This is a genomic window from Methylobacterium nonmethylotrophicum (assembly GCF_004745635.1).
GTDB classification, from domain to species: domain Bacteria; phylum Pseudomonadota; class Alphaproteobacteria; order Rhizobiales; family Beijerinckiaceae; genus Methylobacterium; species Methylobacterium nonmethylotrophicum.
This window is the reverse complement of the sequence record NZ_SRLB01000026.1, coordinates 19,694-43,529: the sequence shown is the minus strand read 5'-3', so window position 1 is coordinate 43,529 and position 23,836 is coordinate 19,694. Positions and strand designations below refer to the sequence as shown.

20 protein-coding genes are annotated in these 23,836 nt (G+C 70.9%); 13 read left to right on the top strand and 7 right to left on the bottom strand.

Annotation, left to right across the window (positions count from 1 at the left end; all coding sequences use genetic code 11):
• The first annotated feature begins 445 nt into the window (after positions 1-445).
• The 7 genes from EU555_RS26835 to EU555_RS26805 all read left to right on the top strand — a co-directional run bounded on the left by EU555_RS26835 (position 446) and on the right by EU555_RS26805 (position 5,967).
• Positions 446-1,204, top strand: coding sequence for a pyridoxine 5'-phosphate synthase (locus EU555_RS26835; RefSeq protein ID WP_135418452.1), 759 nt, complete (start codon positions 446-448; stop codon positions 1,202-1,204).
• Entirely contained in the window at positions 1,201-1,602 is a 402-nt protein-coding gene (gene acpS / locus EU555_RS26830; RefSeq protein ID WP_135418451.1) for a holo-ACP synthase, read from the top strand. The genes EU555_RS26835 and acpS overlap by 4 nt, the downstream gene beginning before the upstream one ends.
• A 136-nt stretch (positions 1,603-1,738) precedes the next feature.
• Entirely contained in the window at positions 1,739-2,530 is a 792-nt protein-coding gene (lepB, locus tag EU555_RS26825; RefSeq protein ID WP_135418450.1) for a signal peptidase I, read from the top strand.
• A gap of 95 nt (positions 2,531-2,625) precedes the next feature.
• The gene (rnc, locus tag EU555_RS26820) at positions 2,626-3,336 is read left to right on the top strand and encodes a ribonuclease III (RefSeq protein WP_245524521.1); all 711 of its coding nucleotides are present in this window, start codon (positions 2,626-2,628) and stop codon (positions 3,334-3,336) included.
• The gene (era, locus tag EU555_RS26815; RefSeq protein WP_135418448.1) at positions 3,333-4,274 is read left to right on the top strand and encodes a GTPase Era; all 942 of its coding nucleotides are present in this window, start codon (positions 3,333-3,335) and stop codon (positions 4,272-4,274) included. The genes rnc and era overlap by 4 nt, the downstream gene beginning before the upstream one ends.
• Before the next feature lie 6 nt (positions 4,275-4,280).
• Positions 4,281-5,204 (top strand): class I SAM-dependent methyltransferase, encoded by a 924-nt coding sequence (locus EU555_RS26810; protein WP_205821000.1) that lies wholly within the window; start codon positions 4,281-4,283, stop codon positions 5,202-5,204.
• Positions 5,205-5,217: 13 nt separating this feature from the next.
• Positions 5,218-5,967, top strand: coding sequence for a pseudouridine synthase (locus EU555_RS26805; RefSeq protein WP_135418447.1), 750 nt, complete (start codon positions 5,218-5,220; stop codon positions 5,965-5,967).
• A gap of 164 nt (positions 5,968-6,131) precedes the next feature.
• On the opposite strand, the gene EU555_RS26800 is transcribed toward EU555_RS26805, so the two are convergent.
• From EU555_RS26800 to EU555_RS26785, 4 genes are all read right to left on the bottom strand, one after another.
• Complete coding sequence (locus EU555_RS26800; RefSeq protein ID WP_135418446.1) at positions 6,132-7,070, bottom strand: DUF3616 domain-containing protein; 939 nt, start codon at positions 7,068-7,070, stop codon at positions 6,132-6,134.
• Entirely contained in the window at positions 7,060-7,689 is a 630-nt protein-coding gene (locus tag EU555_RS26795) for a DUF2272 domain-containing protein (protein WP_135418445.1), read from the bottom strand. Before EU555_RS26795 ends, EU555_RS26800 begins: the two co-directional genes overlap by 11 nt.
• An 11-nt stretch (positions 7,690-7,700) precedes the next feature.
• The gene (locus EU555_RS26790; protein WP_135418444.1) at positions 7,701-8,591 is read right to left on the bottom strand and encodes a hypothetical protein; all 891 of its coding nucleotides are present in this window, start codon (positions 8,589-8,591) and stop codon (positions 7,701-7,703) included.
• Between the two features lie 758 nt (positions 8,592-9,349).
• Positions 9,350-10,969 carry an ABC transporter substrate-binding protein gene (locus tag EU555_RS26785; protein WP_135418443.1) on the bottom strand — a complete coding sequence of 540 codons (1,620 nt, stop codon included), beginning with the start codon at positions 10,967-10,969 and terminating at the stop codon, positions 9,350-9,352.
• Between the two features lie 236 nt (positions 10,970-11,205).
• Between EU555_RS26785 and ahcY the strand changes: the two genes are divergently transcribed.
• From ahcY to addB, 6 genes are all read left to right on the top strand, one after another.
• On the top strand, positions 11,206-12,612 hold the full coding sequence (gene ahcY / locus EU555_RS26780; protein WP_135418442.1) for an adenosylhomocysteinase: 1,407 nt from the start codon (positions 11,206-11,208) through the stop codon (positions 12,610-12,612).
• 369 nt (positions 12,613-12,981) lie between these two features.
• Positions 12,982-15,465, top strand: coding sequence for a sensor histidine kinase (locus tag EU555_RS26775; protein WP_135418441.1), 2,484 nt, complete (start codon positions 12,982-12,984; stop codon positions 15,463-15,465).
• Between the two features lie 240 nt (positions 15,466-15,705).
• The gene (gene tsaE / locus EU555_RS26770) at positions 15,706-17,235 is read left to right on the top strand and encodes a tRNA (adenosine(37)-N6)-threonylcarbamoyltransferase complex ATPase subunit type 1 TsaE (RefSeq protein ID WP_205821002.1); all 1,530 of its coding nucleotides are present in this window, start codon (positions 15,706-15,708) and stop codon (positions 17,233-17,235) included.
• 24 nt (positions 17,236-17,259) lie between these two features.
• Positions 17,260-18,003: a nucleotidyltransferase family protein gene (locus EU555_RS26765; RefSeq protein ID WP_135418439.1), complete on the top strand. Its 744-nt coding sequence runs from the start codon at positions 17,260-17,262 to the stop codon at positions 18,001-18,003.
• A 237-nt stretch (positions 18,004-18,240) separates the two neighbouring features.
• Entirely contained in the window at positions 18,241-18,738 is a 498-nt protein-coding gene (locus tag EU555_RS26760; protein WP_135418438.1) for a GNAT family N-acetyltransferase, read from the top strand.
• Positions 18,735-21,878 carry a double-strand break repair protein AddB gene (gene addB, locus EU555_RS26755; protein WP_135418437.1) on the top strand — a complete coding sequence of 1,048 codons (3,144 nt, stop codon included), beginning with the start codon at positions 18,735-18,737 and terminating at the stop codon, positions 21,876-21,878. The genes EU555_RS26760 and addB overlap by 4 nt, the downstream gene beginning before the upstream one ends.
• 196 nt (positions 21,879-22,074) lie before the next feature.
• Here the strand turns inward: addB and EU555_RS26750 are convergent, their stop codons facing one another.
• The 3 genes from EU555_RS26750 to EU555_RS26740 all read right to left on the bottom strand — a co-directional run bounded on the left by EU555_RS26750 (position 22,075) and on the right by EU555_RS26740 (position 23,824).
• Complete coding sequence (locus EU555_RS26750; RefSeq protein ID WP_135418436.1) at positions 22,075-22,881, bottom strand: hypothetical protein; 807 nt, start codon at positions 22,879-22,881, stop codon at positions 22,075-22,077.
• Positions 22,882-23,000: 119 nt separating this feature from the next.
• Positions 23,001-23,402: a DUF3618 domain-containing protein gene (locus EU555_RS26745; protein WP_135418435.1), complete on the bottom strand. Its 402-nt coding sequence runs from the start codon at positions 23,400-23,402 to the stop codon at positions 23,001-23,003.
• The gene (locus EU555_RS26740; RefSeq protein WP_135418434.1) at positions 23,399-23,824 is read right to left on the bottom strand and encodes a phage holin family protein; all 426 of its coding nucleotides are present in this window, start codon (positions 23,822-23,824) and stop codon (positions 23,399-23,401) included. The genes EU555_RS26745 and EU555_RS26740 overlap by 4 nt, the downstream gene beginning before the upstream one ends.
• Positions 23,825-23,836 lie beyond the last annotated feature (12 nt).

The following is a 23,836-nucleotide window of genomic DNA, read 5'->3' as shown; positions in this document are numbered from 1 at the left end:
GCAACCGCGGCCGAAGCCACGGGTTCCGGCAGGACGGGGTCCGGATGGCGGACGAACGCGGCGAAGTTGTGGGGGCGGGGCGGCAGGGGCAGCCGGGCGGGCGCGTCACCGCCGCGGTCGAGCCGTCGAGCAGACATCGTGGGCCTCCGGGGCAGGCGCGGCGGCCCGCCCGAGCATCGGTCGTCGGGTTGTCGCGGCGCGGGGCGCTGCCGCGCCGGGCGGCATCCGGGCCCGCGCCGCGGAGGGCGCACAGTGCGGCGCACCGGGCTGGGTGTCCAGGCGGCGGCCGGGCTCCCGCCGCGCTTTGCGGGGGAGTGTTGTGCAGGAGGCAAGGCCGTCCCGGATGCAAGGCGGCCTTGAGGCGGAGGCCGTCCGGCGGCGCGCCGGCTGGCGACGGCCGCCGGGCCACGCTACATCGCGGGCCATGAGCCCTGGAGCCCGTGCGATGCCCGCGTCACCCCTCCGCCTCGGCGTCAACGTCGATCACGTCGCCACCCTGCGCAACGCCCGCGGCGGCACGATGCCGGACCCGGTGCGCGCCGCGAAGGTCGCGATCGCGGCCGGGGCGGACGGCATCACCGCCCACCTGCGCGAGGACCGCCGCCACATCCGCGACGCCGACGTGGAGCGGCTGATGCGCGAGATCGACCGGCCGCTGAACTTCGAGATGGCGGCGACCGACGAGATGCTGGGGATCGCGCTGCGCCTCAAGCCGCATGCCGCCTGCCTGGTGCCGGAGAAGCGCCAGGAGCGCACCACCGAGGGCGGGCTCGACATCGTGGGCGGGCGCGAGCACCTCGCCCCGGTCATCCGGCAGCTCGGCGAGGCGGGGATCCGGGTCTCGCTCTTCGTCGAGCCGGAGGTGCACGTCATGGACGCCGCCCGCGCCCTCGGCGCCCCCGTGGTCGAATTGCATACCGGCACCTATTGCGAGGCGGTGATCGCGGGCGATCGCGACCGGATCCGGATCGAGCTCGCGCGGCTCGCCCGCGCGGCCGAGCATGGCGGCGCCCTCGGGCTCGAGATCCATGCCGGCCACGGGCTCACGGTCGAGAGCGTCGGGCCGGTGGCGGCGCTGCCGCAGGTGCGCGAGCTGAATATCGGCCACGCCCTGATGGCCGAGGCGCTGTTCGACGGGCTCGCCGCGTCGATCCGGGCGATGCGGGCCGCGATGGAGGCCGGCCGCCCGGGACGCGCCGCATGATCGTCGGCATCGGCTCCGACCTCTGCGACATCCGCCGCATCGAGCGCTCGCTGGAGCGGTTCGGCGACCGCTTCACGCACCGGGTCTTCACCGAGGGCGAGCGCGCCCGCAGCGACCGGCGCGCCGCCCGCGCGCCGTCCTACGCGCGGCGCTTCGCCGCCAAGGAGGCCTGCTCGAAGGCCCTCGGCACCGGCATGAGCCACGGCGTGTTCTGGCGCGACATGGAGGTGGTGAACCTGCCCGGCGGCCGCCCGACCCTGCGGCTCGCGAACGGCGCGGCCGAGCGCCTCGCCGCCCTGATGCCGCCGGGCCACCGCCCGGTCGTCCACGTCACGCTGACCGACGACCCCCCGCTCGCCCAGGCCTTCGTGGTCATCGAGGCGCTGCCGGAGACGTGATTCGCGAAGGCCTGCACCATCGCGTTGCGGTGGGGCAAGCGTTGGTCTAGACCCCCCGCACCGCGCAAAGAGCCGGCCGCGTGCTATCGGCGGGTGCCCAGGCGAATTCTGCACGGACCGCCGGAGAGATGGACTCATGGATCGCGCACGCACGGACCAGGACCTGAAACGCGGCAAGGAGGCCGGCCTCTGGGACTCGATCAAGGAGACCGTCAAGGTCGGCGTCCAGGCGCTCCTGATCGCCGTCGTGGTCCGCACCCTGCTGTTCCAGCCGTTCAACATCCCGTCCGGCTCGCTGATCCCGACCCTCCTGATCGGCGACTACCTCTTCGTCTCGAAGTACTCGCTCGGCTACTCCAAGTACTCCCTGCCGCTCAGCGAGTACCTGCCGTTCGAGGCCAAGGGCCGGATCTGGGGCGCGGAGCCCAAGCGCGGCGACATCGTGGTGTTCAAGCTGCCGAAGGACAACGCCACCGACTACATCAAGCGGGTGATCGGGCTGCCGGGCGACCGGATCCAGGTGATCGAGGGCGTGCTCAACATCAACGGCCGGCCGGTGAAGCGCGAGCGCATCGCCGACTACTCGACCACCGACGCCTTCGGCCAGCCGACCCTGGTGCCGCAATACCAGGAGACGCTGCCCAACGGCGTCACCCACGAGATCATCGAGCGCGACGGCGACCGCGGCCTGTGGGACAACACCCAGGTCTACACCGTGCCGCCGAACCACTTCTTCATGATGGGCGACAACCGCGACAACTCCACCGATTCCCGCGACCTCGGCAATGTCGGCTACGTGCCGTTCGAGAACCTGATCGGCCGGGCCGAGGTGATCTTCTTCTCGATCGACGAGGGCGCCGCCGCCTGGCAGGTCTGGAACTGGCCGTGGACGGTGCGCTGGAACCGGCTGTTCAAGCCGATCCACTGACGAAAGGCGTGAGGAGCTTGAGCGACACCCCCACGCCGCAGGCCGAGGAACCCGTCCCGGCGCCGGGGGACGCCCCGCCGCGGCGCAAGCGCGGGATCCGGCGCCGGCCCGACCTCTCGGTGCTCGAGGAGCGCATCGGCCACCGCTTCGCCGATCGCGACCTGCTCGTGCGGGCGCTCACCCATGTCAGCGCGACCAACGGCCAGGACAGCTACCAGCGCCTGGAATTCTTAGGCGACCGGGTCCTCGGCCTCGCGGTGGCGGACGGGCTCTACAACGCCCTGCCGGGGGCGGACGAGGGCGACCTGTCGCGGCGCCTGTCGAGCCTGGTGCGGCGCGAGAGCTGTGCCATGGTGGCCAATGCCTGGGAGGTCGGACCCCACCTCAATCTCGGCGGCGGCGAGGTCCATGGCGGCGGGCGCCGCAATTCGGCGATCCTCGCCGACGTCTGCGAGGCGATCCTGGGCGCGATCTTCCTCGATGCCGGGTACGGTGCCGCCAAGGCGGTGATCGACCGCGCCTTCGAGGCCGGTCGCCAGACCGAGGGCACCCGGAGCCGCGACCCGAAATCGGCGTTGCAGGAATGGGCGCAGGCACAAGGGTGGCCGACGCCGACCTACGTGGTGGTGGAGCGGGCCGGGCCCGACCACGCGCCGCAATTTCGCATCGAGGCCCGGGTCACCGGCGCCGCGCCCGGCATCGGCATCGGCGGCTCGAAGCGCCTGGCCGAGCAGACGGCCGCACGCGCGCTCCTGGCGCGCGAGGGGCTGTGGACCGGGGACGAGCCCGGGGAGCAGACGGAATGACCGACGACACGACCAACGAAGCCGAGGATGCCGGCCCCCCGAAGGAGACCCGTGCGGGCTTCGTCGCCCTGATCGGGGTGCCGAATGCCGGCAAGTCGACCCTGCTCAACAGCCTCGTCGGCACCAAGGTGTCGATCGTCTCGCGCAAGGTGCAGACCACCCGGGCGCTGGTGCGCGGCATCGCCATGGAGGGCGCGTCGCAGATCATCCTCGTCGACACCCCCGGCATCTTCGCGCCCAAGCGCCGCCTCGACCGGGCGATGGTGACGTCGGCCTGGAGCGGCGCGGCCGATGCCGACGCGGTCTGCCTGCTGATCGACGCCCGCAAGGGGGTCGACGAGGAGGTCGACGCGATCCTCAAGCGGATGCCGGAACTCAAGCGGCCGAAATTCCTGGTGCTCAACAAGATCGACGTGATCGCCCGCGAGCGCCTGCTGGAGCTCGCGGCCTCCGTCAACGCCCGGGTGCCGTTCGAGCGCACCTTCATGATCTCGGCGCTCACCGGCGACGGGGTCGACGACCTGCGCCGCGACCTCGCCGCCCGGATGCCGCCCGGCCCCTGGCTCTACCCCGAGGACCAGGTCTCCGACGCCCCCCTGCGGATGCTGGCCGCCGAGATCACCCGGGAGAAGATCTACGACCGGCTGCACGAGGAGCTGCCCTATTCCTCGACCGTCGAGACCGACCAGTGGCAGGTCCGGCCCGACGGCTCGGTCCGGATCGAGCAGACGATCTTCGTCGAGCGCGAGAGCCAGCGGAAGATCGTGCTCGGCAAGGGCGGGCAGACCATCAAGGCCATCGGCCAGGCCGCCCGGATCGAGATCGCGGAGGCCGCCGAAGCGAAGGTGCACCTGTTCCTGTTCGTGAAGGTGCGCGAGAACTGGGCCGACGATCCCGAGCGCTACCGCGAGATGGGCCTGGAATTCCCCCGCGGCTGATCCGTCGTGACCGATTCCCTCATCCCTCGGCCGGGCGTCTACGGCCACCCGCCCGCCGACCTGGCCGAGGTGCCGGACGGCGCGGTGCAGTTCTCGCCCCTCGTGCCGGGATCGACCGCCCTTGAAGATCTGGCACCGGGCTCGCTCGGCAGCCTCGCCGTCCTGGCGCCGCCCGGCACGCTCGAGCGCCGCCATGCCCTGGCGCTGGGCCTGCGGGCGCTTGGCGCCGGTGCGCCGCTCACCGTGCTCGCCCCGAAGGACCGGGGCGGCTCGCGCCTCGCCCGCGAGCTGTCCGCCTTCGGCTGCCGGCTCGACGAGACCGCGAAGCGCCATCACCGGATCGTCCGAACCGTGCGGCCGGAGGCACCGACCGGCCTCGACGATGCGGTCGCCGAGGGCGCGGGCCGGCTAATGCCCGAACTCGGCCTGTGGTCGCAGCCCGGCATCTTCTCCTGGAACCGGATCGATCCCGGCACCGCCCTGCTGATCGCGCACCTGCCGCCCCTGTCGGGCCGCGGCGCCGATCTCGGCTGCGGTCTCGGCGTGCTGGCGCGGGCCGTGCTGGCCTCCCCGACGGTGACGGCGCTGGCCCTCGTCGACAACGACCGCCGGGCGGTCGCGGCGGCGCGGCGCAACGTGGAGGATCCCCGCGCCTCGTTCGCGTGGAAGGATGCTCGGGCGACGGACGCGGTGCCGGAGCGCCTCGACTTCGTGGTGATGAACCCGCCCTTCCACGACGGCGGCGCCGAGGACCGGGCGCTCGGTCAGGCCTTCATCCGCCGCGCCGCTGCAGCGCTCCGCCCCGGCGGGACGCTCTGGCTCACCGCCAACACCCATCTGCCCTACGAGGCGACGCTCGGCGAAGTCTTTCGCGAGGTGACGCCGCGGGCGGCGGCCAACGGCTACAAGATCCACGAGGCGCGCAAATGAGCGCGAAGGGCCGATGAGTGCGAAGGGGAAGGTGCCGTCGGTCCGGCTCGACCGGCTGCTCGCCAATCTCGGCTACGGCTCGCGCCGCGAGATCCAGATGCTCGCCCGCGCCGGGGCCGTGGTGCTGGACGGCGCGGCCCTGCACGACGCCGACCGGCGCATCGCCCTCGACCCCGACCTGTCGGCGCGCCTCACCGTCAGCGGCAAGCCCCTCGATCCGCTCCCGGGCGTCGCCCTGATGCTGCACAAGCCCCTCGGCGTCACCTGCTCGCACAAGGAGGCCGGCCCCCTCGTCTATGGCCTGCTGCCGCCGCGCTGGCGCCGCCGCGAGCCGCCGCTCTCGACCGTCGGCCGCCTCGACAAGGAGACCTCCGGCCTCCTGCTGCTCACCGACGACGGCGCGCTCCTGCACCGGATCATCTCGCCGAAGGCCAGCGTGTCGAAGCGCTACCAGGTGACCCTGGACCGACCCCTGCGCGGCGAGGAGGGCGCCATCTTCGCCTCCGGCACGCTGATGCTGGAGGGCGAGGAGAAGCCGCTGCTGCCGGTCTCCCTCGAGGTCCACGGACCGACGCGCGCCGCCGTGACCCTGACGGAGGGGCGCTACCACCAGGTTCGGCGGATGTTCGCGGCCGTGGGCAACCACGTCACGGCTTTGCACCGCGACCGGGTCGGGGCGCTGGACCTGCCGGCGGATTTGGCGCCCGGGCAGGTCCGGGTGATGGGGGAGGGGGATGTGGCGCGGGTGTTCGCAGCGGGGTGAGCGGCGCCCGCTGCACCCTTTACTGCCCGCTTTCTCGGTTCACATTGCTATATAATATATCATCGATATTTGGAAATATCTAGCTATTCGTTCTCATTCGTCTCCGTATCTTGCGGTCGAGTGGTGTGCTATAGTATGTTACATATTCAAAATTTTTATGCGATCTATTTTCTGAGATCGATTGTTTGACTGGGAAAATACCGGCGACCTTTGAACTTCAGTTTGTCCGTGCAACGATCGCCATTGTCGCCGAAGAGTTGGATCTGGGTCTGCGTCCAAGCCACCAGCGCCTCCGGCACCGTTCCGGCCAGCGGGCCGATCTTGGGCCCGGGCGCAACCTCACCGTCGCCGTCCCACCAGAACAGGAGCGGATCCGGATCGGCGTCTTGCTCCGAGTCGGCGACGACGATGTAGGATCTGGCGCCATCCCCAACCCGTTCCATGCTCCGGATGCCACGGCCCGCCAGGTCGAGTTCGCGGACGAAGGTTGGACCAGGCTTCACGGCTGGCAGGGAGGTTGGCCGTCCGAGGCCCACCAGTCGGAAGGGATCGTCGAGTCGAACCACGATTGCCTTGCCGGCCGGGGTCCGCGGACCGCGCAGGCCGATCAGGAGGCCGCCGTCAGGCGTCGCCGCCAAGCCTTCGATATTGAGGTCCTTCGAGAGGGTGGCTTCGTCCATCGCCAGTGCGCCGGCGAGAGTTCGTCTGAGGTCCGCAAAGGGGACGCCCACCGCCGACAGGCCCGGGCCATCCGCGACGGCCGTGGCGAGCAGCAGTTTGCGCTCGGGCTTGTCATGTCCCTTCTTGGTAAGCGAATGCGAGCTGAGCCAGAAAATGGTGTTGCCGATCCTGGCCGCGCCCTCGATGTCGGTGATGTCGGGGGAGAGCTCGAACCGCGAGACGGGCTCGGTCCGGGCACGGTCGTACACCGTCAGCGTGCCGGTCTCGTCGTTGGCCACGACGAAGTGACGCTCGTCCAGCGTGGCGGCAGCAGAGACTTCGCAGGTCTTCTCGTACTCCGTCACCTGCGCTCCGGCCGGGGATGCGAGGGTCACGAGAACGAGGCTGACGGTGCCGAGCAGGCGGAGTTGGTCAGAGCGCATTCTTCAAGACTCCCAGAAACGAGCGCCGCCCATCCCTGACCTGCCCCTTGGTGTCGAGGCGATAGGTCGTCCGGGTGACGGCCTGCGAGACATTGCCGCCGATGACGTCGACCTCGCCCGGCCTGACATCAACCACGATGTCCGAATGGCTGCAGAAGGTGGACGCCGTGCCGTTGCGGATCGCCGTCAATTCCCGATGGGCGCTGGCGAACGTGGCAGGAGGGCGCCGGCATTCGTCCCCGGTGCGTGAGGCCCAGAGCAGATCGCCGACCTCCAATCGCGCTGTCGCGACATCCACGAGCGTGAGACCCGGATGCTGGCCGCCATCGATGGCGGCCATGTACCGCGAGTGGTTATCGCTGTACGGGAAGCGGTCGCCTGCATTCGCCTCGCGGAAGCAATAGCAGATGAAGGCACCGGACCATGGTGGCTTGTCTCTGCCATCCAGGCTGCTTCCGGCCGCTCGCCAGTATTCGCCGACATAAACCCAGAACGGATGCTGGGCTTCCATCCTCTTGTGGGTGAAGCCGAGGCGCTGGCCGTCGATCTTCTCGACCGGGCCGCCCCAGCGGATCCATTCGCGACGGGCGATGCCCGCGAGGTCCAGACGGATCGACATCACGGTTATCCTCAGACAAAATCGCCCAAAGCACGTGACCAGCGTCGTCGCCTCAACCCCGCCCGGCGAGGTTGAAGGGCCGCCTTGAGATTGCGACAGCGTTCGGGCTGACCGTCGCTGCCGACGTCGAGCAGGGCAGCGTAGGGGTTGCGGTCGAGAAGTGCCTTCTGCAGGTCGTCGAATCCGGCGCGGCCCTGATGGCGGACATCCATGATGATGCAGCAGAGGTCGGCGGTGCGGTCATCGAGCCCGAGCCGACGATCGGCCTCCCGCATCAGGCGACGGGCGGTGTTCACCATGTGCTGAACCTGCAGAAGCCGGGCGTCGGCATGCGTCGTCGTCCAGTGGATCAGCTTGGCGGCCGCGATGACCTCTGCGTCCTCGACCTCATCGAGGGTCGGGTTGAGGTACTTTTGTAGCCGCTCCGTCGAGTCTTTGCTCTCCATCTCGACACTTTTGCCGTCTTCGATCTTGACGATGCGTCCGTTCTCAAGCTGCAGATTGGGGAAATAGTCCATCGCCTCCGGTCGCCGCAGCATGTCGCGGAACCAGAGGATGAAATCGCCGTCCGGCACATGGACCGCCAGCTGACCGAAGCCGAACGTAAACCTCGCCCGATCGTACGTGTTCAAAGAGATGAAGCTCTGACCCTCGCAAATTGCCGTTGGTTCGATAAATTCTGCCCAAAACTGATAAACGTCTGTGAAATCTGCTGCAGTGTAGAGTTGCTGCTTCGCTTCTTGGGAACCGAAGAAAGTGCCGTCGTTGGACAGCCCGAACCGCTCGACCCCAGTCTTCTTGCTGCGAAATTTCACTTTCTCCGCGATGCGGAACGGCGTTCCCTTGTCAGGGCGAGCCGAGAAGTGCCTGCCATCTCGGACGATGTCGAAATGAATGGCCATGTGACCCCCCAGGCCTCGATTTAATGGTCACCTGTTTTTCAAGTCATCGCAAGCGGAAAATCAACCACGTGTGCAATGCAACACATCGCCGAAGCCGATCGTGGAACCGTTGCAGACCCGCCATGCCGATCAGTCGCGTCTTGGTCGTGCTGACTGGGATTTTTAAGGCAAACTTCGTACAGATGATGTTGCAGGAATTTTTGTGGTGAATGCCGATCGACTATATTGTTTATATCGAGAAATTTTGCCTGACAGCGCGCAGGTGTGCGTTCAGTATTTTCAATCCGTCAATGATCAATAGATTGGAACACGATTCGGCTTTGGATTGCAGATGCGGCAATGAGGATGGGGTTGTCGGCGAGAGGCGGCCGAAGGGTCAAGCGGGACACGCGCTCCTCCCGCGACGGTCAGGTGCCAAGTCCACCCGCCCGTTCCGGACTTCCCATCCTTCAGAGCTTTCCGCGCTCGTTCCATGGCGCAGCCGGCCACCGAAGCGAAGTAAGTGCACCTCACACAACTCCCGCTGCGCCGAGACAGCCACGCTGAGCAAGACCGGCGATCGGGAGTTTTGTGAGAGACACTAAGCAACATTCGCCGAAACGGTCACCGGTTCAGCGGTGAAAATGATGCAAAAACACGAGACCAAGCAGAGTTGCGCCACGCAACTCTGCTTGGCATTCCCGCCCGTCGAGGCGGTCTCCCGGCTCCGGCTGCGCGTCGGCGCACCGCCGACGCGCCTTCATCCCGCGACTCGCCCCTCACCCCAGCGTCGTCAGATCCTGGAACCAATGCTGCGCCTGCGTATACCCCCTCACCTTGGCTGACAGGGCGTGCGGGTTGGTGTCGTGCACGACCCAGACCTGCACCGCGTCGTCAACCACGATCTCGTGGATGCGCGCCAGCATCCTGTCCTGCTCGGCAGGGTCGAAGCTCGCCCGCACCGCGTCGCAGAGCTTGTCGACCTCCGGGTTGCGGTAGTGGCTCCAGTTCACGCCGGTGGGGGCCACCTGCTTCGAATCGTAGAACCGCAGGATCGCGTAGAGCGGGTCGGAGGTGACGTAGGCGATGTTGCTGCCGGTGATGCCCTTCATCGACGGGTCGGCGGCGCCCTGGCGCCAGCCCGTATAGGCGACCTCGAGCTCGACCGCCTGGAATTCGAGCGCGATGCCGATCTCGGCCCAGGATTGCTGCACGAACTCGTTGATTGGCAGGGACAGCATCTGGCCCGAGCCGCCGGTCGGGATGATGAACTTGGTGCGCAGCGGGTTCTGGGGCGAGTAGCCCGCCTCCTTCATCAGCTTGCGCGCCGCGTCGATGTCGTAGCCGATCTTGAAGCTCGGCTTGCCGAACCACGGGCTCGACGGCTGCACCTGGCCGACGGCCGGCGTGGCGAGGCCGCCCATCAGGGCGGCGACGCCCTCGCGGTCGATGGCGAGGTTGGCGGCCTTGCGCAGGCGAAGGTCGCGCCACGGGCTGCCCTCCAGCATCGACAGGTGGTAGTTCCAGACATGCGGCGTGTCGTTGCCGGTGACCCGCATGCCCGCCCCCTTGAGGCGCGGCACCGCGTCGGGGGCCGGCAGCTCGATCAGGTCGGCATTGCCGGAGAGGAGCGCGTTGGCCCGCGCCAGGTCCTCCGGGATGCAGGCGAGCGTGAGCTTGCCCAGCCGGGGCATGCGCTTGGGGTTCCAGTAGGTCGGGTTCGGCGTGAGCTCCAGGCGCACCCGCGGCACGAGCGCGGCGAGCCGGTAGGGGCCGGTGCCGGAGGGCTGGAAGGCGAACTTGGTCCAGTCGCGCCCGACCGCCTCGTACTGCGCCGGCGACGAGATCAGGAACCACAGCATCTGGTAGGGAAACAGCGCGTCGACCGCCTTGGTGGTGACCTGCACCGTCATGGCGTCGAGCTTCCTGTACGACGCCACCGAGGGCAGGCGCGGGCGCACCTGCGAGGCCTGGCGCTGGTCGTAATGCGGTGCCTTGGCGTCGAGCACCTTGTCGAAGTTCCAGATCACCGCGTCGGCGTCGAAGCCTGAGCCGTCGTGGAACTTGACGCCCTCGCGCAGGCGGAAGATCCAGTTGCGGCGGTCGGCCGGATCGCTCTCCCAGGATGTCGCGAGCCCCGGCACCAGCTTGCCCGGCCGGTCGGCGACGTCCAGCTCCCAGGCGACCAGGGGATCGTACAGGGTGAGCCCGGTGAACTGGTAGCCGCCGGCGCCCCGGTCGGGCTGGCCGGTGGTGAGCGGCAGGTCGAACAGCGAGATGCCGTAGGTCAGGCTGCCGGAGGCCGTCCCCTCGGCCAGAACGGCGCCGGTGGGCCCGAGGGCCGCGAGGGCCGAGGCTCCGGCGAGCAGCTGACGGCGCGAGAGGGAGGGCTGACGCATGAAAAAGATCCCGGAGAGGCGCGCGGCCCGTCCGGCCGCCGCGTTGACGCGCCTGACGTCTGCAAGAGGCGTGCAACGGGCGTGCAGGCGGGGACGCGCCCCGTCGCCGCGCCCGGTCGCGGCCGAGTCACGCGCATCGAGTCGCGCGCATAAAGACATCTTTATATGTTGATTGCCTCCTGGTCGGCCGGCTGCTATAGGCCCCGTCGAACCGGCCCACACGGGAGACGACACCGATGCCGCGCACCCAGGACTACATCGTCAAGGACATCGGCCTGGCCGATTTCGGCCGCAAGGAGATCGCGATCGCCGAGACCGAGATGCCCGGCCTGATGGCCGTGCGCGAGGAATACGCCGCGAGCCAGCCTCTGAAGGGCGCCAAGATCGCCGGCTCCCTGCACATGACGATCCAGACCGCGGTGCTGATCGAGACCCTGAAGGCGCTCGGCGCCGACATCCGCTGGGTGTCGTGCAACATCTACTCGACCCAGGACCACGCCGCCGCCGCGATCGCCGCCGCCGGCATCCCGGTCTTCGCCATCAAGGGCGAGACCCTGAAGGATTACTGGGACTACACCGCCAAGCTGTTCGAGTGGCACGACGGCGGCATGCCGAACATGATCCTCGACGACGGCGGCGACGCCACGATGTTCGTGCATCTGGGCCTGCGCGCCGAGAACGGCGACACCGCCTTCCTCGACAAGCCGGGCTCGGAGGAAGAGGAGATCTTCTTCGCGCTCCTGAAGCGCATGCTGGCCGAGAAGCCGAAGGGCTGGTTTGCCGGCCTCGCCGAGTCGATCAAGGGCGTCTCGGAGGAGACCACGACGGGCGTGCACCGCCTGTACCTGCTCGCGAAGGAGGGCAAGCTCCTCTTCCCGGCGATCAACGTCAACGACGCGGTCACCAAGTCGAAGTTCGACAATCTCTACGGCTGCCGCGAATCGCTGGTCGACGGCATCCGCCGCGGCACCGACGTGATGATGGCCGGCAAGGTCGCGATGGTCGCGGGCTTCGGCGACGTCGGCAAGGGCTCGGCCGCCTCGCTCCGCAACGCCGGCTGCCGCGTGCTGGTGTCCGAGGTCGACCCGATCTGCGCGCTCCAGGCCGCGATGGAGGGCTACGAGGTCACCACCATGGAGGACGCCGCGCCGCGCGCCGACATCTTCGTGACCGCGACCGGCAACAAGGACGTCATCACCCTCGACCACATGCGGGCGATGAAGGACCGGGCGATCGTCTGCAACATCGGCCACTTCGACAACGAGATCCAGGTCGCGGGTCTCAAGAACCTGAAGTGGCAGAACATCAAGCCGCAGGTCGACGAGATCGAGTTCGCCGACGGCCACCGCATCATCCTCCTGTCGGAGGGCCGCCTGGTGAATCTCGGCAACGCGATGGGCCATCCGTCCTTCGTGATGTCGGCGTCCTTCACCAACCAGACGCTGGCCCAGATCGAGCTCTGGACCAACCCGGGCAAGTACGAGAAGAAGGTCTACACCCTGCCCAAGGCCCTCGACGAGAAGGTCGCGGCGCTGCATCTCGAGAAGATCGGCGTCAAGCTGACCAAGCTGCGCGAGGACCAGGCCGCCTATATCGGCGTCAACCAGGCCGGCCCGTTCAAGCCCGATCACTACCGTTACTGATATCGAACACGTCATCCAGTGATGAGACGGGGAGCCCGGCCGCGAGGCCGGGCTCTTCTTTTTGCGTGTGCGCTATGCCGCAGCGGTTGTACGCGCGGCGATGGAACCAGGTTCCGCCTTTGTTCTGCCTCAGGTGTGGCATTTCTGTGCCCTTGACGGTGCTCCGCGCCGGCATCGGCGTCCTGCCCGCAAATCACCCCTTCCGGCGCGGATTCGCGCCGCGCTAAACTCGGGACGAATCTGTGGTGAGGGGAGCCGCGCCGCTTTGGCGGCCGGCCCCGGTCTTCATCGATGCGTGGCGTTCAGGTGGTGAGGCGTGCCGGTCCGGCGAAGGACCGGCGCGCCGGTTCGCGTGGAGACGGACGGGTCATGGGGGTTGGACGAACGCCGCGCCGGCTCGGCGGCCGCGCGGGCGCCGGCGTATTGGGCGGCACCCTTGGCGGGGCACTCGGCCTTGCGGCCGCCGCCCAGGCGGCGGAGGGCGCCCCGGGCCTGCACGCGCACAACGCCGTCGGCGTCGCGGTGCTGATCGGCCTGACGGTCTTCGCCACCATCCTGTCGCTGCTCCACCTGCGCGAGCGCGGCCGCTGGGCCCGGCGCGAGCACACGCTCACCGCCGAGCTCGCCGAGCTGCGCGGCGCCCATGACCGGGCCGAATTGCTGCTCGGCTCCGAGCCGCAGGTGGTTGTGACCTGGGACTCGCGGGGCGAGCCCCGGATCGAGGGCGATGTCGGCATCACCGCGGAGGGGTCGCGGCCGGGCTCGGCCCGCCGGGTGCTCGCCTTCGGGGCCTGGCTCGTGCCGGCCGACGCCGCTGCCCTCGACGACGCCGTCGAGAGCTTGCGCGGGCGCGGCGAGCGCTTCCGCCGCACCGTCCACACGCTGCAGGGCCGCACCATCGAGGCGCAGGGGCAGGCGGTGGGCGGCCAGGCGCTCCTGCGCCTGCGCGAGCTCACCGGCGAGCGCCAGGAGCTGGTCGCGCTGCGCGCCACCCTGGAGGAGGCGCGCCACGGCCTCGGGGCCCTGGCCGGCCTCCTCGACGCGATTCCCCAACCGGTCTGGCGCCGCGGCCGCGACGGGCGCCTCGCCTGGGCCAATGCCGCCTACGTCGCCGCCGCCGAGGCCGGCGACGTCGCCCGCGCGGTGCGCGAGGGCGCGGAACTCCTCGAGCGGGCGGCCCGGGAGGAGGCGGAACGGCGCCGGGCCAGGGGCGCGGCCGGGCCGCTCCGGGTCTCGGCCGTGGTGGCGGGCGAGCGCCGCACCCTCGACGTCACCGAGGTCGCGACCGAGGCCGGCACCGTCGGCATCGCGGTGGACGTGTCGGAGCTCGAGCGGCTGCGCGCCGACCTGCAGCGCCAGATGGACGCCAACGTCCGCACCCTCGACCAATTGCCCACCGCCGTCGCGATGTTCGACGCGCGCCAGCAGCTGATCTTCCACAACGCCGCCTACCGCCAGCTCTGGGACCTCGACCCCGCCTTTCTGGAGGGCCGACCCCTCGACGGCGAGATCCTCGACACCCTGCGCAATGCCCGCAAGTTGCCCGAGCAGGCGGATTTCCGCACCTGGAAGGCCGGGGTGCTCGCCGCCTACCGGGCCGCCGAGGCGCAGGAGACCTGGTGGCACCTGCCGGACGGGCGGACCCTGCGCGTGCTGGCCGACCCGAACCCGCAGGGCGGGCTCACCTACCTGTTCGAGGACGTGTCCGAGCGGGTCCACCTCGAATCGCGCTACAACGTGCTGATGCAGGTGCAGAGCGAGACCCTCGACACCCTGCGCGAGCCGGTGGCGGTGTTCGGCACCGACGGGCGGCTGAAATTCGCCAACCGCGCCTTCGCGCAGGTCTGGCGCATCACCCCCGAGATGCTGGAGGTCCAGCCCCATATCGACCAGGTGATCGCGGTCTGCCGGACCTTGAGCCCGGCCGAGGAGCCCTGGACGCTGATCCGCGAGGCGGTGACCGGCCTCGTCGACGCCCGCCACGGCCTCGCCTGCCGGCTGGCGCTCAAGGACGGCACCATGCTCGACTGCGCCGCCGAGCCGCTGCCCGACGGTGCGACGCTCCTCACCCACATCGACGTGACGGCGAGCGTCAACGTCGAGCGGGCGCTGACCGAGAAGAACGAGGCGCTGGAGCGCACCACCCGCCTGCGCGACGAGTTCGTGCACCACGTCTCCTACGAGCTGCGCTCGCCGCTCACCAACATCATCGGCTTCACCGAGCTTCTCGGCGACGAGACCGTCGGCGCCCTCAACCCGCGCCAGCGCGAATACGCCGACCACATCATGCGCTCCTCGGCGGCGCTCCTCGTCATCATCAACGACATCCTCGACCTCGCCTCGATCGATGCCGGCTCGATGGAGCTGACGCGCGAGCGCGTCGACGTGCAGACCACGATCGCGGCGGCGGTGCGCGGCATCGGCGACCGCCTGGCGGAGGCCGACATCGCCCTCGTCCTCGACGTGCCGGTCGATATCGGCAGCTTCGTCGCCGACGGCAAGCGCATCCGCCAGATCCTGTTCAACCTGCTCTCCAACGCCGTCGGCTTCTCGGCCCCGGGCCAGCAGGTGCGGGTCTGCTCCCGCAAGGACGGCGGCAGCCTGGTGCTGGAGGTGATCGACCAGGGCCGCGGCATGCCGCCCGAGGTGATGGCGCGGGTGTTCGAGCGCTTCGAGAGCAACACGCTCGGCACCCGCCACCGCGGCGTGGGCCTCGGCCTGTCGATCGTGCGCTCCTTCGTCGAGCTGCATGGCGGGCGCATCGACATCGCCTCGGCTCCCGGCGCCGGCACCCGGGTCACCTGCACCTTCCCGGTCGGCGACGGCGAGGCCCACCTGGCGGCGGCCGAGTAGCCGGCGAGCGGCCGCCGCGGAGATCCGGTTCGTGCCGGCGGGTGACGGGATCCGGAAAATCCGGCACCTTGGATGCGCCGTCGCGGGCGCGGCGTCGCAAGTCCCGGGAGACGATCCCGGGGGCAAGTCCCCGGAGCGGGCCCCGGCCCGTCCGGGAAAGGTTAAGGTTCATGAGCTATGACGGGCCCGTGAGCCCCGGACGGGCCCGTGAGCGAGGATGGCGGAGTGGACCAGGAGGGCATGGCCGAGCGCACACCCTGGGAGATCGTGCTGCCGGACGAGAGCGCGACCGAGGATCTCGGCCGCTTCCTCGCCGAGATCCTGCGGCCCGGCGACCTGGTGGCGCTGTCGGGCGGGCTCGGCGGCGGCAAGACGACGCTGGCCCGGGCGGTGATCCGCGAGATCCTCGGCGACCCTGAGCTCGAGGTGCCGAGCCCGACCTTCACCCTGGTCCAGCCCTACGAGGGCCGGACCGGACAGGCGGTGGTCCATGCCGACCTGTACCGCCTGCGCGGCCCCGACGAGCTGGTCGAGCTCGGCTTCGACGAGATGACCGATCGGGCGATCGCGCTGGTCGAATGGCCGGACCGGCTGCCGCCGCGCCAGGGCCCGACGCTGGCGATCGACCTCTCGCTCAAGCCCGAATTCGGTGACGACGCCCGCCTCGCCCGCCTGATCGGCGGCGGAGGCCTGGGCGGCCGGCTGATGCGGGCGAGAGCGCTGCGCGTGCTGCTCGACCGGTCCGGCTGGGGCGAGGCCGAGCGCACCCACATGCAGGGCGACGCGTCGAGCCGCGCCTACGAGCGCCTGACCAACCCGGACGGTACGAGGGCGGTGCTGATGATCTCGCCGCCGAAGTCCGACGGGCCGCCGGTGCGCGACGGCAAGCCCTACAGCGCCATCGTCCACCTCGCCGAGAGCGTGCACGCCTTCGTGGCGATGGATCGCGGCCTGCGGGCGCTCGGCCTCTCCGCGCCAAAGATCCTCGGCGAGGACCTGGAGGCGGGCCTCCTGATCCTGGAAGACCTCGGCAGCGAGCCGGTCACCGACCAGAACGGGCCGCGCCCGGAGCGCTACGCGGAGGCCGTCAAGGTGCTGGCGCGCCTTCACGGCACGACGCTGCCCGCGGTGCTGCCGGTGGCCGAGGGCCGCGACCACGTCCTGCCCGCTTACGACCGCGAGGCCCTGCTGTTCGAGGCCGAGCTTCTGCCCGAATGGTACGCGCCCTTCGTCGCCAACGCCCCGCTGGCGCCGGCGGCGCGGGCGGGCTTCGTCGCGGCGTGGAGCGAGGCGCTCCAGGGTCTCGAGGGCGAGGCCCGGACCTGGACCCTGCGCGACTACCACTCGCCCAACCTGATCTGGTTGCCCGAGCGCGACGGGATCGAGCGCATCGGCCTGATCGACTTCCAGGACGCGGTTCTGGGCCACCCGGCCTACGACGTCGCCTCGCTGCTGCAGGATGCGCGCGTCGATGCCAGCGCCGAGTTCGAGCTGCGCCTGCTCGGCCTCTACGCCCGCGAGCGCCGCCTGCGCGACGCCGAGTTCGACATGCAGGGCTTCGCCCGCGCCTACGCGGTGCTCGCGGCTCAGCGCGCCACCAAGATCCTCGGCATCTTCGCCCGCCTCGACCGGCGCGACGGCAAGCCGGGCTATCTCGCCCATCTGCCGCGCATCGAGGGCTACCTCGCCCGCAACCTCGCCCACCCGGCGCTCTCCGGCGTGCGCGCCTGGTACGCCGAGCACCTGCCCCGCCTCTGTCCCGCCTCCTGATCCGCCCGTCCGCGAAAACCTCCGATGACCGACATCTCGACCCCCGCCGTGACGCGCGCCTTCGTGCTGGCCGCGGGCCTCGGCAAGCGCATGCGCCCGATCACCGTCACGACGCCGAAACCCCTGGTCGAGGTCGCCGGCAAGTCCCTGGTCGACTACGCCCTCGACCGGATCGCCGAGGCCGGCATCCCGGAAGCGGTGGTGAACGTCCACTACCTCGCCGACCTGATGGAGGCGCACCTGGTGCGCCGGCGCTCCGCCCCGCTCATCACCATCTCGGACGAGCGCGACAGGCTGCTCGAGACCGGCGGCGGGGTGAAGAAGGCGCTCAAGCACTTGGGCTCCGCGCCGTTCATGGTGCTGAACTCCGATTCGTTCTGGCTCGAAGGGCCCCAGCCGAATCTCGGCCGGCTGGTCGCGGCCTGGGATCCGGAGCGGATGGACATGCTGCTGCTGCTCGCCTCCGCCGCCACCAGCCTCGGCTATGACGGGCCGGGCGACTTCCACATGGACAAGGAGGGGCGCCTGACCCGCCGGGCCGAGCGCGAGGTCGCGCCCTTCGTCTATGCCGGCGTCGCGATCCTGAAGCCCGAGCTATTCGCCGACACCCCGGAGGGCTCGTTCTCCCTCAACCTGCTGTTCGATCGGGCCATCGCGGACGAGCGCCTGTTCGGGCTTCGCCTCGATGGGCAATGGCTTCATGTCGGCACCCCCGAGGCCCTGCGCGAGGCGGAGGAGCGGGTGCGGGCGAGCGCGACGCAGCCGTGAGGTAGGTTTCCGCCGGATCTGGTTACTTAATTTGAGCACATCTCCCCTCTCCCGTGTGGGAGAGGGGCCGGGGGTGAGGGTGGCTCGGTTTCCGCAATGACCCTGAACCGTCGAGCTGCGCGGCTCGACGCTCGGTGGCTAATCCTGAACCCGAGCCACCCTCACCCCTACCCCTCTCCCACACGGGAGAGGGGATCCCGCGCCCTTTGATTTCAGAATTGGCTGGATAAATTTCCTATGATCTCCGGCTTCTCGATCGGCCCAATCGACGATCTCGAATCGGTCCTGACGCTCAACGCCGCCCACGCCGCCGAGACCTCGCATCTCGACGAAGCCTCCTTACGCGCCCTCGTCGCCCAGGCCTTCCTGGCCGCCACCGTCACCGGCCCCGACGGCCTCGCCGCCTTCCTGATCGCCCTCGACCAGGACGCCAATTACGCCAGCCCCAACTTCCGCTGGTTCCAGGCCCGCTTCCCCCGCTTCGTCTATGTCGACCGGATCGTCACCGCGCCGGCGCAGCGCGGCCGCGGGCTCGCCCGGGCGCTCTACGTGGAGCTGTTCGCCCGCGCCGCGGAATCAGGCCACGACCGGATCGCCTGCGAGGTCAACCGCCTGCCGCCGAACCCGAACTCCGACGCCTTCCATGCCGCCCTCGGCTTCTCGGAGGTCGGCACGGCGGAGATCCACGGCGGGGCGAAGACCGTGCGCTACCTCCTGCGAGAGACCGCCCGGTGAGCGAGGGGCACGTCTTCACCATCCCGCCGGGGCTGCCGTTCCTCGGCGCCCTGGCCGAGGCGCTGCTCTCCGGCCGCCTCGTCGGGGATCTCGCGGGCGGGCCGTTCGGCCTCGCCGCGGTCACGCTCTACCTGCCGACCCGCCGCGCCGCCCGGGCGCTGGCGGCGATCCTGGCACGGGAATGCGGCCCGGCCGCGCTCCTGCCCCGCATGGTGCCCCTCGGCGAGGCCGACGAGGCCGAGCTCGACCTGCTGGCCGCCGCCCCGGGCGAGCGCTGCGATGCGGTGCTGCGCCCGCCGATTCCCTCGCTCGAACGCCGGCTGATCCTCGCGCGGCTCGTCCAGGCCTGGGCCGGCAGCGTCGACCGCGCGCTGCTGCCGCTCGGCGACGACGTGCCGTTCCGGGTGCCGTCCTCGCCCGCCGACGCGATCGGGCTCGCGGCCGACCTCGAGGGGCTGATGGATTCCCTCACCGTCGAGGGTCTGCCCTGGGACGACATCGCCGGCGCGGTCGAGGCCGAGCATTCGCGCTATTTCTCCCTCACCCTCGATTTCGTGCGCATCGCCGCCGAGCACTGGCCGCGGATCCTGGCCGAGCGCGGGGTCAGCGATCCGGTCGCGCGGGGCCGCGCCCTGGTGCTCGCCGAGGCCGCGCGCCTCACCCGCGAGCGCCCGGCCGATCCGGTGATCGTCGCCGGCTCGACCGGCTCGGTGCCGGCCACCGCCCGGCTGATCACGGCGATCGCCGGCCTGCCCCGCGGCGCCGTGGTGCTGCCGGGCCTCGACCGCGACCTCGATCCGGCGGGCTGGACCGCGATCGATCCCGGCGGCGACGGCGAGGCGGCAGCCCATGCCCACCCGCAGGCGGTGCTGCATCGCCTCGTCGGAAAAACCTTCCTCGCCCTCGACCGGGCGGCGGTGATTCCTCTCGGCAGGCCGGATCCGGCCGCTGCGGCCCGGGCGGGCCTGCTCTCGCAGGCGTTGCGCCCGGCCGAGACCACCGATGCCTGGGCCGACCTCGATCCGGCCCTCCGCGACGCACTCGCCCGCGACGGCGCCGCCGGGATCCGGGTGGTCGAGGCCGCCGACGAGCGCGAGGAGGCGCTCGCCATCGCGGTCGCGTTGCGCGAGGCGCTGGAGCGGCCGGAGAGGACCGCCGCCCTCATCACGCCGGACCGGGCGCTCGCGCTCCGGGTCGCGGCCGAGCTCAGGCGCTGGGGCATCGTCGCCGACGATTCGGCCGGCGAGCCGCTCGCCCGCAGCCCGGCCGGGCGCCTGGCGCGGCTCGCCGCCGACGTCGCGGCGCTCGACGCCAAGCCCGAGCGGGTTCTGGCGCTCCTCGCCCACCCGCTGGTGCGGCTCGGCCTCTCCCGTCCCGAGGTGGAACGCGCGGCGAGCGCCCTCGAGATCGGGTGCTTGCGCGGTCCCGCCCCGGCCAAGGGCTTCTCCGGCATCGCCGACGCCCTGCGCCTCGCCCGGACCGAGGAGCGCCCGCACGATCCCCGCCCGCGCCGGCGCCTGGCGCCCGAGGACTGGGAGGCGGCGGACGAGCTGCTGCTTCGCCTCACGGTCGCCTTCCAAAACTTTTCCGCCGACGAGGACGACGCGCCCGGCGACCTCATCGCCATCGCGAGGAATCACCGCGCCGCCTGCGACCTCCTGATGGAAGGCCCGGAGGAGGACGAGGCGGAGGGCGACGCCTCGGTGGGCGTGCTCGACGCGCTGTTCGACGACATGGAGCTGGCCGAGCCCGGCCTGCTCGCCGGCCGCTTCTCGGACTACCCGGCCTTCTTCACCGCGCTCGCGCGCGAGCGGGTGGTGGCGCGGCGCAACGACAGCCCGCATCCGCGCCTGCGCATCCTCGGCCTCCTGGAGGCGCGTCTCCTCACCGTCGACCGGGTGGTGCTCGGCGGCCTCGACGAGGGGGTGTGGCCGCCGAAGGCCGAGACCGACGCCTTCCTCAACCGGCCGATGCGCGGCCGCGTCGGCTTGGCCCCGCCGGAGCGGCGCCTCGGCCAGACCGCGCACGATTTCGTCCAGGCCCTCGGCTGCCCCGACGCGGTCGTCACCCGGGCGCACAAGCGCGAGGGCGCGCCGACGGTGCCGTCGCGCTTCCTGCAGCGGCTGCGGGCCTTCGCGGGCGAGGCGCGCTGGGCCGGCCTCGTCGCGGGCGGGCAGCGCTTCCGGGCGCTCGCCGCCGCCCTCGACGCCGGATCCGGCCCAGGCGCCGTCACCTTGCCGCCGCGCCTGCGCCGCCCGGCGCCCCGGCCGGATCCGGCCCTCTTTCCGCGCTCGCTCAGCGTCACCGAGATCGAGACCCTGGTGCGCGATCCCTACGGGATCTTCGCTCGCCACGTGCTCGGCCTCGACGCGCTGGAGCCCGTCGCCGTGCAGCCGAGCGCCAGCGACCGCGGCACCATCGTGCACGCGGTGCTGGGCGGCTTCGCGGAGCGCTTTCCCGAGGCCTTGCCCGCCCTCGACGAGGCCGACCGGGTCCTCTACGAGCTCGCCGCCAACGCCTTCGGGCCGATCGCCGACGCCTATCCGGAGCTCTATGCCGAGTGGTGGCCGCGCTTCGTGCGGCTGGCCGAGGCCTTCCTCGCCTGGGAGGCCGAGCGCCGGCCCGGCCTGCGGCGCGTCCACCCGGAGGTCGGCGGGCGCTGGTCCCTCGACATTCCGGGCGGCCACATCCTGACATTGCGGGCCCGGGCCGACCGGATCGAGACCCGCCGTGACGGCGGCCACACGATCATCGACTTCAAGACCGGCCAGCCCCCGAGCGCCCGCGAGGTCTTCGCCGGCTTCTCGCCCCAGCTGACGCTCGAGGCCGCGATGCTCGCCGCCGGCGCCTTCAAGGGCCTGAAGCCGGCCGCCGACATGCCGGACCTGCTCTACATCCGCGCCGGCGGCGGCAAGACCGCCCTCGATCCCCAGCCGCTCAAGCCCCCGCGGGGCGACGGGCGCACGCTGCCCGAGCTCGTCGGGGCCCATGTCGCCGGCCTGCGGCGGCTCGTCGGCGCCTTCATGGCCGGCGAGGCCGCCTACCTGTCCCGCCCCTACCCGAAATACGCCAAGGCCTATTCGGACTACGATCACCTGGCGCGGGTGCGGGAATGGTCGCTGGTCGATGGGGAGGAGTGATGCGCTACCCGCTCGAACTCTTCCGTCGATCAAGCGCGGGATCCCGTCTCCCCTAACGGGAGAAGAGAGATGCGCCAATGCTTTAGAGCTACCGGTCAAGCGGAAAGCTCTCAAACCCGCTCTGGTCCGTAACCTTCGCCACAACGAAAAAGGCCGGCCCCTCTCGGGGCCGGCCTCTCCTGCCGCAGACTGGATGTCAGTGCGTCTGCCGGCCCGGCTCGGCGGTGCCGGGCTGGGTCTTGCGCAGCTCGTCCGTGGCGGCGTTGGCGGCCGCGACGGCGGCGTCCTGGGCCTGGTCGAGGGCGCTCTCGACGAATTGACGGCCGCGCTCGGTCGCCTCGCGGGCGTAGCGCAGCCCCTGGTCGCGGACCTCGTCGGCATAGGCGCCGACCGTCTGGTCCTCCTGGCGGGTGCGCGGCAGGAGCGCGCCGAGCAGCATGCCGGCGGCAAGGCCGACGACGCCGACGAGGACCGGGTTCTCGGTGACGAAGCGCTCGACGGCACTCTGGCCCTGCGCGAACCGCTCGCTGCCGCGGTCGCGCAGGTCGGCGTAGCGCTGCGAACCGGTCTCGATCCGGTCGCTGGCCCAGTCCCGGGCCCGGTCGATCGCCTCCGAGCCGCGGCCCCCGACGGCGCCGTAGGTCTGGCTGGCCTGGGCGTGGGCGCGGTTGACGGCGTCGCTGGCGCTCTGCTTCAGGCGGTCGGCGGCGGCGTCGGCCTTGGCGCGCAGCTGCTCCGCGGTCTGGCTGATGCGGTCGCCGATCGCCGAGGCGGTCTCGCTCGCCCGCTCGGAGGCCTGGGCCGCCGCGTCCTTGACCGCGTCGCCCGCGTCCCGCGCAGCCTGGCCGGCGGTGCCGGCCGCGTGGCCGGCCGTCCCTTGGGCGGCGTCGAGGGTCTGGCGGACCGTGTCGTGGTCCTGGTGCAGGGTGCGCTCGGGCCCGGTGGCGGGGGTGTGAGCCGAGGGCGCGCCCGGATTGGCGGGGTTGATGGTGTGCTCTGCCATGACTCAGGTACTCCCTGGCAGGTCTCGACGGCGAAGTACGCTGGGGCCGTCGGAGCCTGCAGCCAATCGAAGATGCGACGGGGACGGGCCGCCGGCGCGGGACCCCGCGCCGGCGACCGCTACATCCGCAGGCCGGCCGCGTCGCCGACGCGGTCGGAGGCCGGGTGCGCGGTCGGCCGGTCGGGGTCGTAGACGCGGGCGGTGCCGGTGTTGAGCACCGGCACCGCCTCGGCCCCGGTGACCGTGGCGGCGAGGTGCTGGCGGCGCTGCGCGTCCTGGGCGACGCGGTGGATCAGCCACCCGACTCCCGCGGCGATCAGCAGCACCGGCACGGGATTGCGCCGCACCGCCGCGAGCGCCCCGTCGTAGAGGCCGCTCGCCGGCGAGTGCCGGACGGTGCCGAGCATCTCGTCGACGATGCTCGCCGGCGAGAGCCGGTCCTGGATCCGGTCGATCGTCCGGTCGAGGCGGGCCCGGGTCTCCTCGATGTCGTGCTCGAGCTCGTTGATCGATTGGGTCATCCCGACACCCTCTCGGACAGGACCCTCGCATCCTGGCGCACCTGGCGCGTCGTGCGGGTCGGCGTCAGCGTGGACAGGGACATCGCACTGCGGCCCCACAGGGCGAGCCCGATGCCGATCACCAGGAACACCGCCCCGACGATGAGCGCCGAGAGCGCCTCGGAATGGACCACCGTGGCGAGCCACTTCACCAGGGCGTCGGTGAGCACCAGGAGGGCGACGACCGCGAACACCGCGGCGCCGACCATCATGGCGAGCCCGAGGAACAGCGACCTCAGGTTGTTCGACATCTCGGTGCGGAAGAGGGCGATCTCCTTGCGGGCGAGGTCGGTGGTCTCCCGCAGGGCGTCCGCGAAGAGGCCCTGGATGCTGCCTGGGGAGGGGGCGCCGCCGGTCGGGCGGGCGTCGGTGGGGTCGGCCATCGCGGCAGCCTC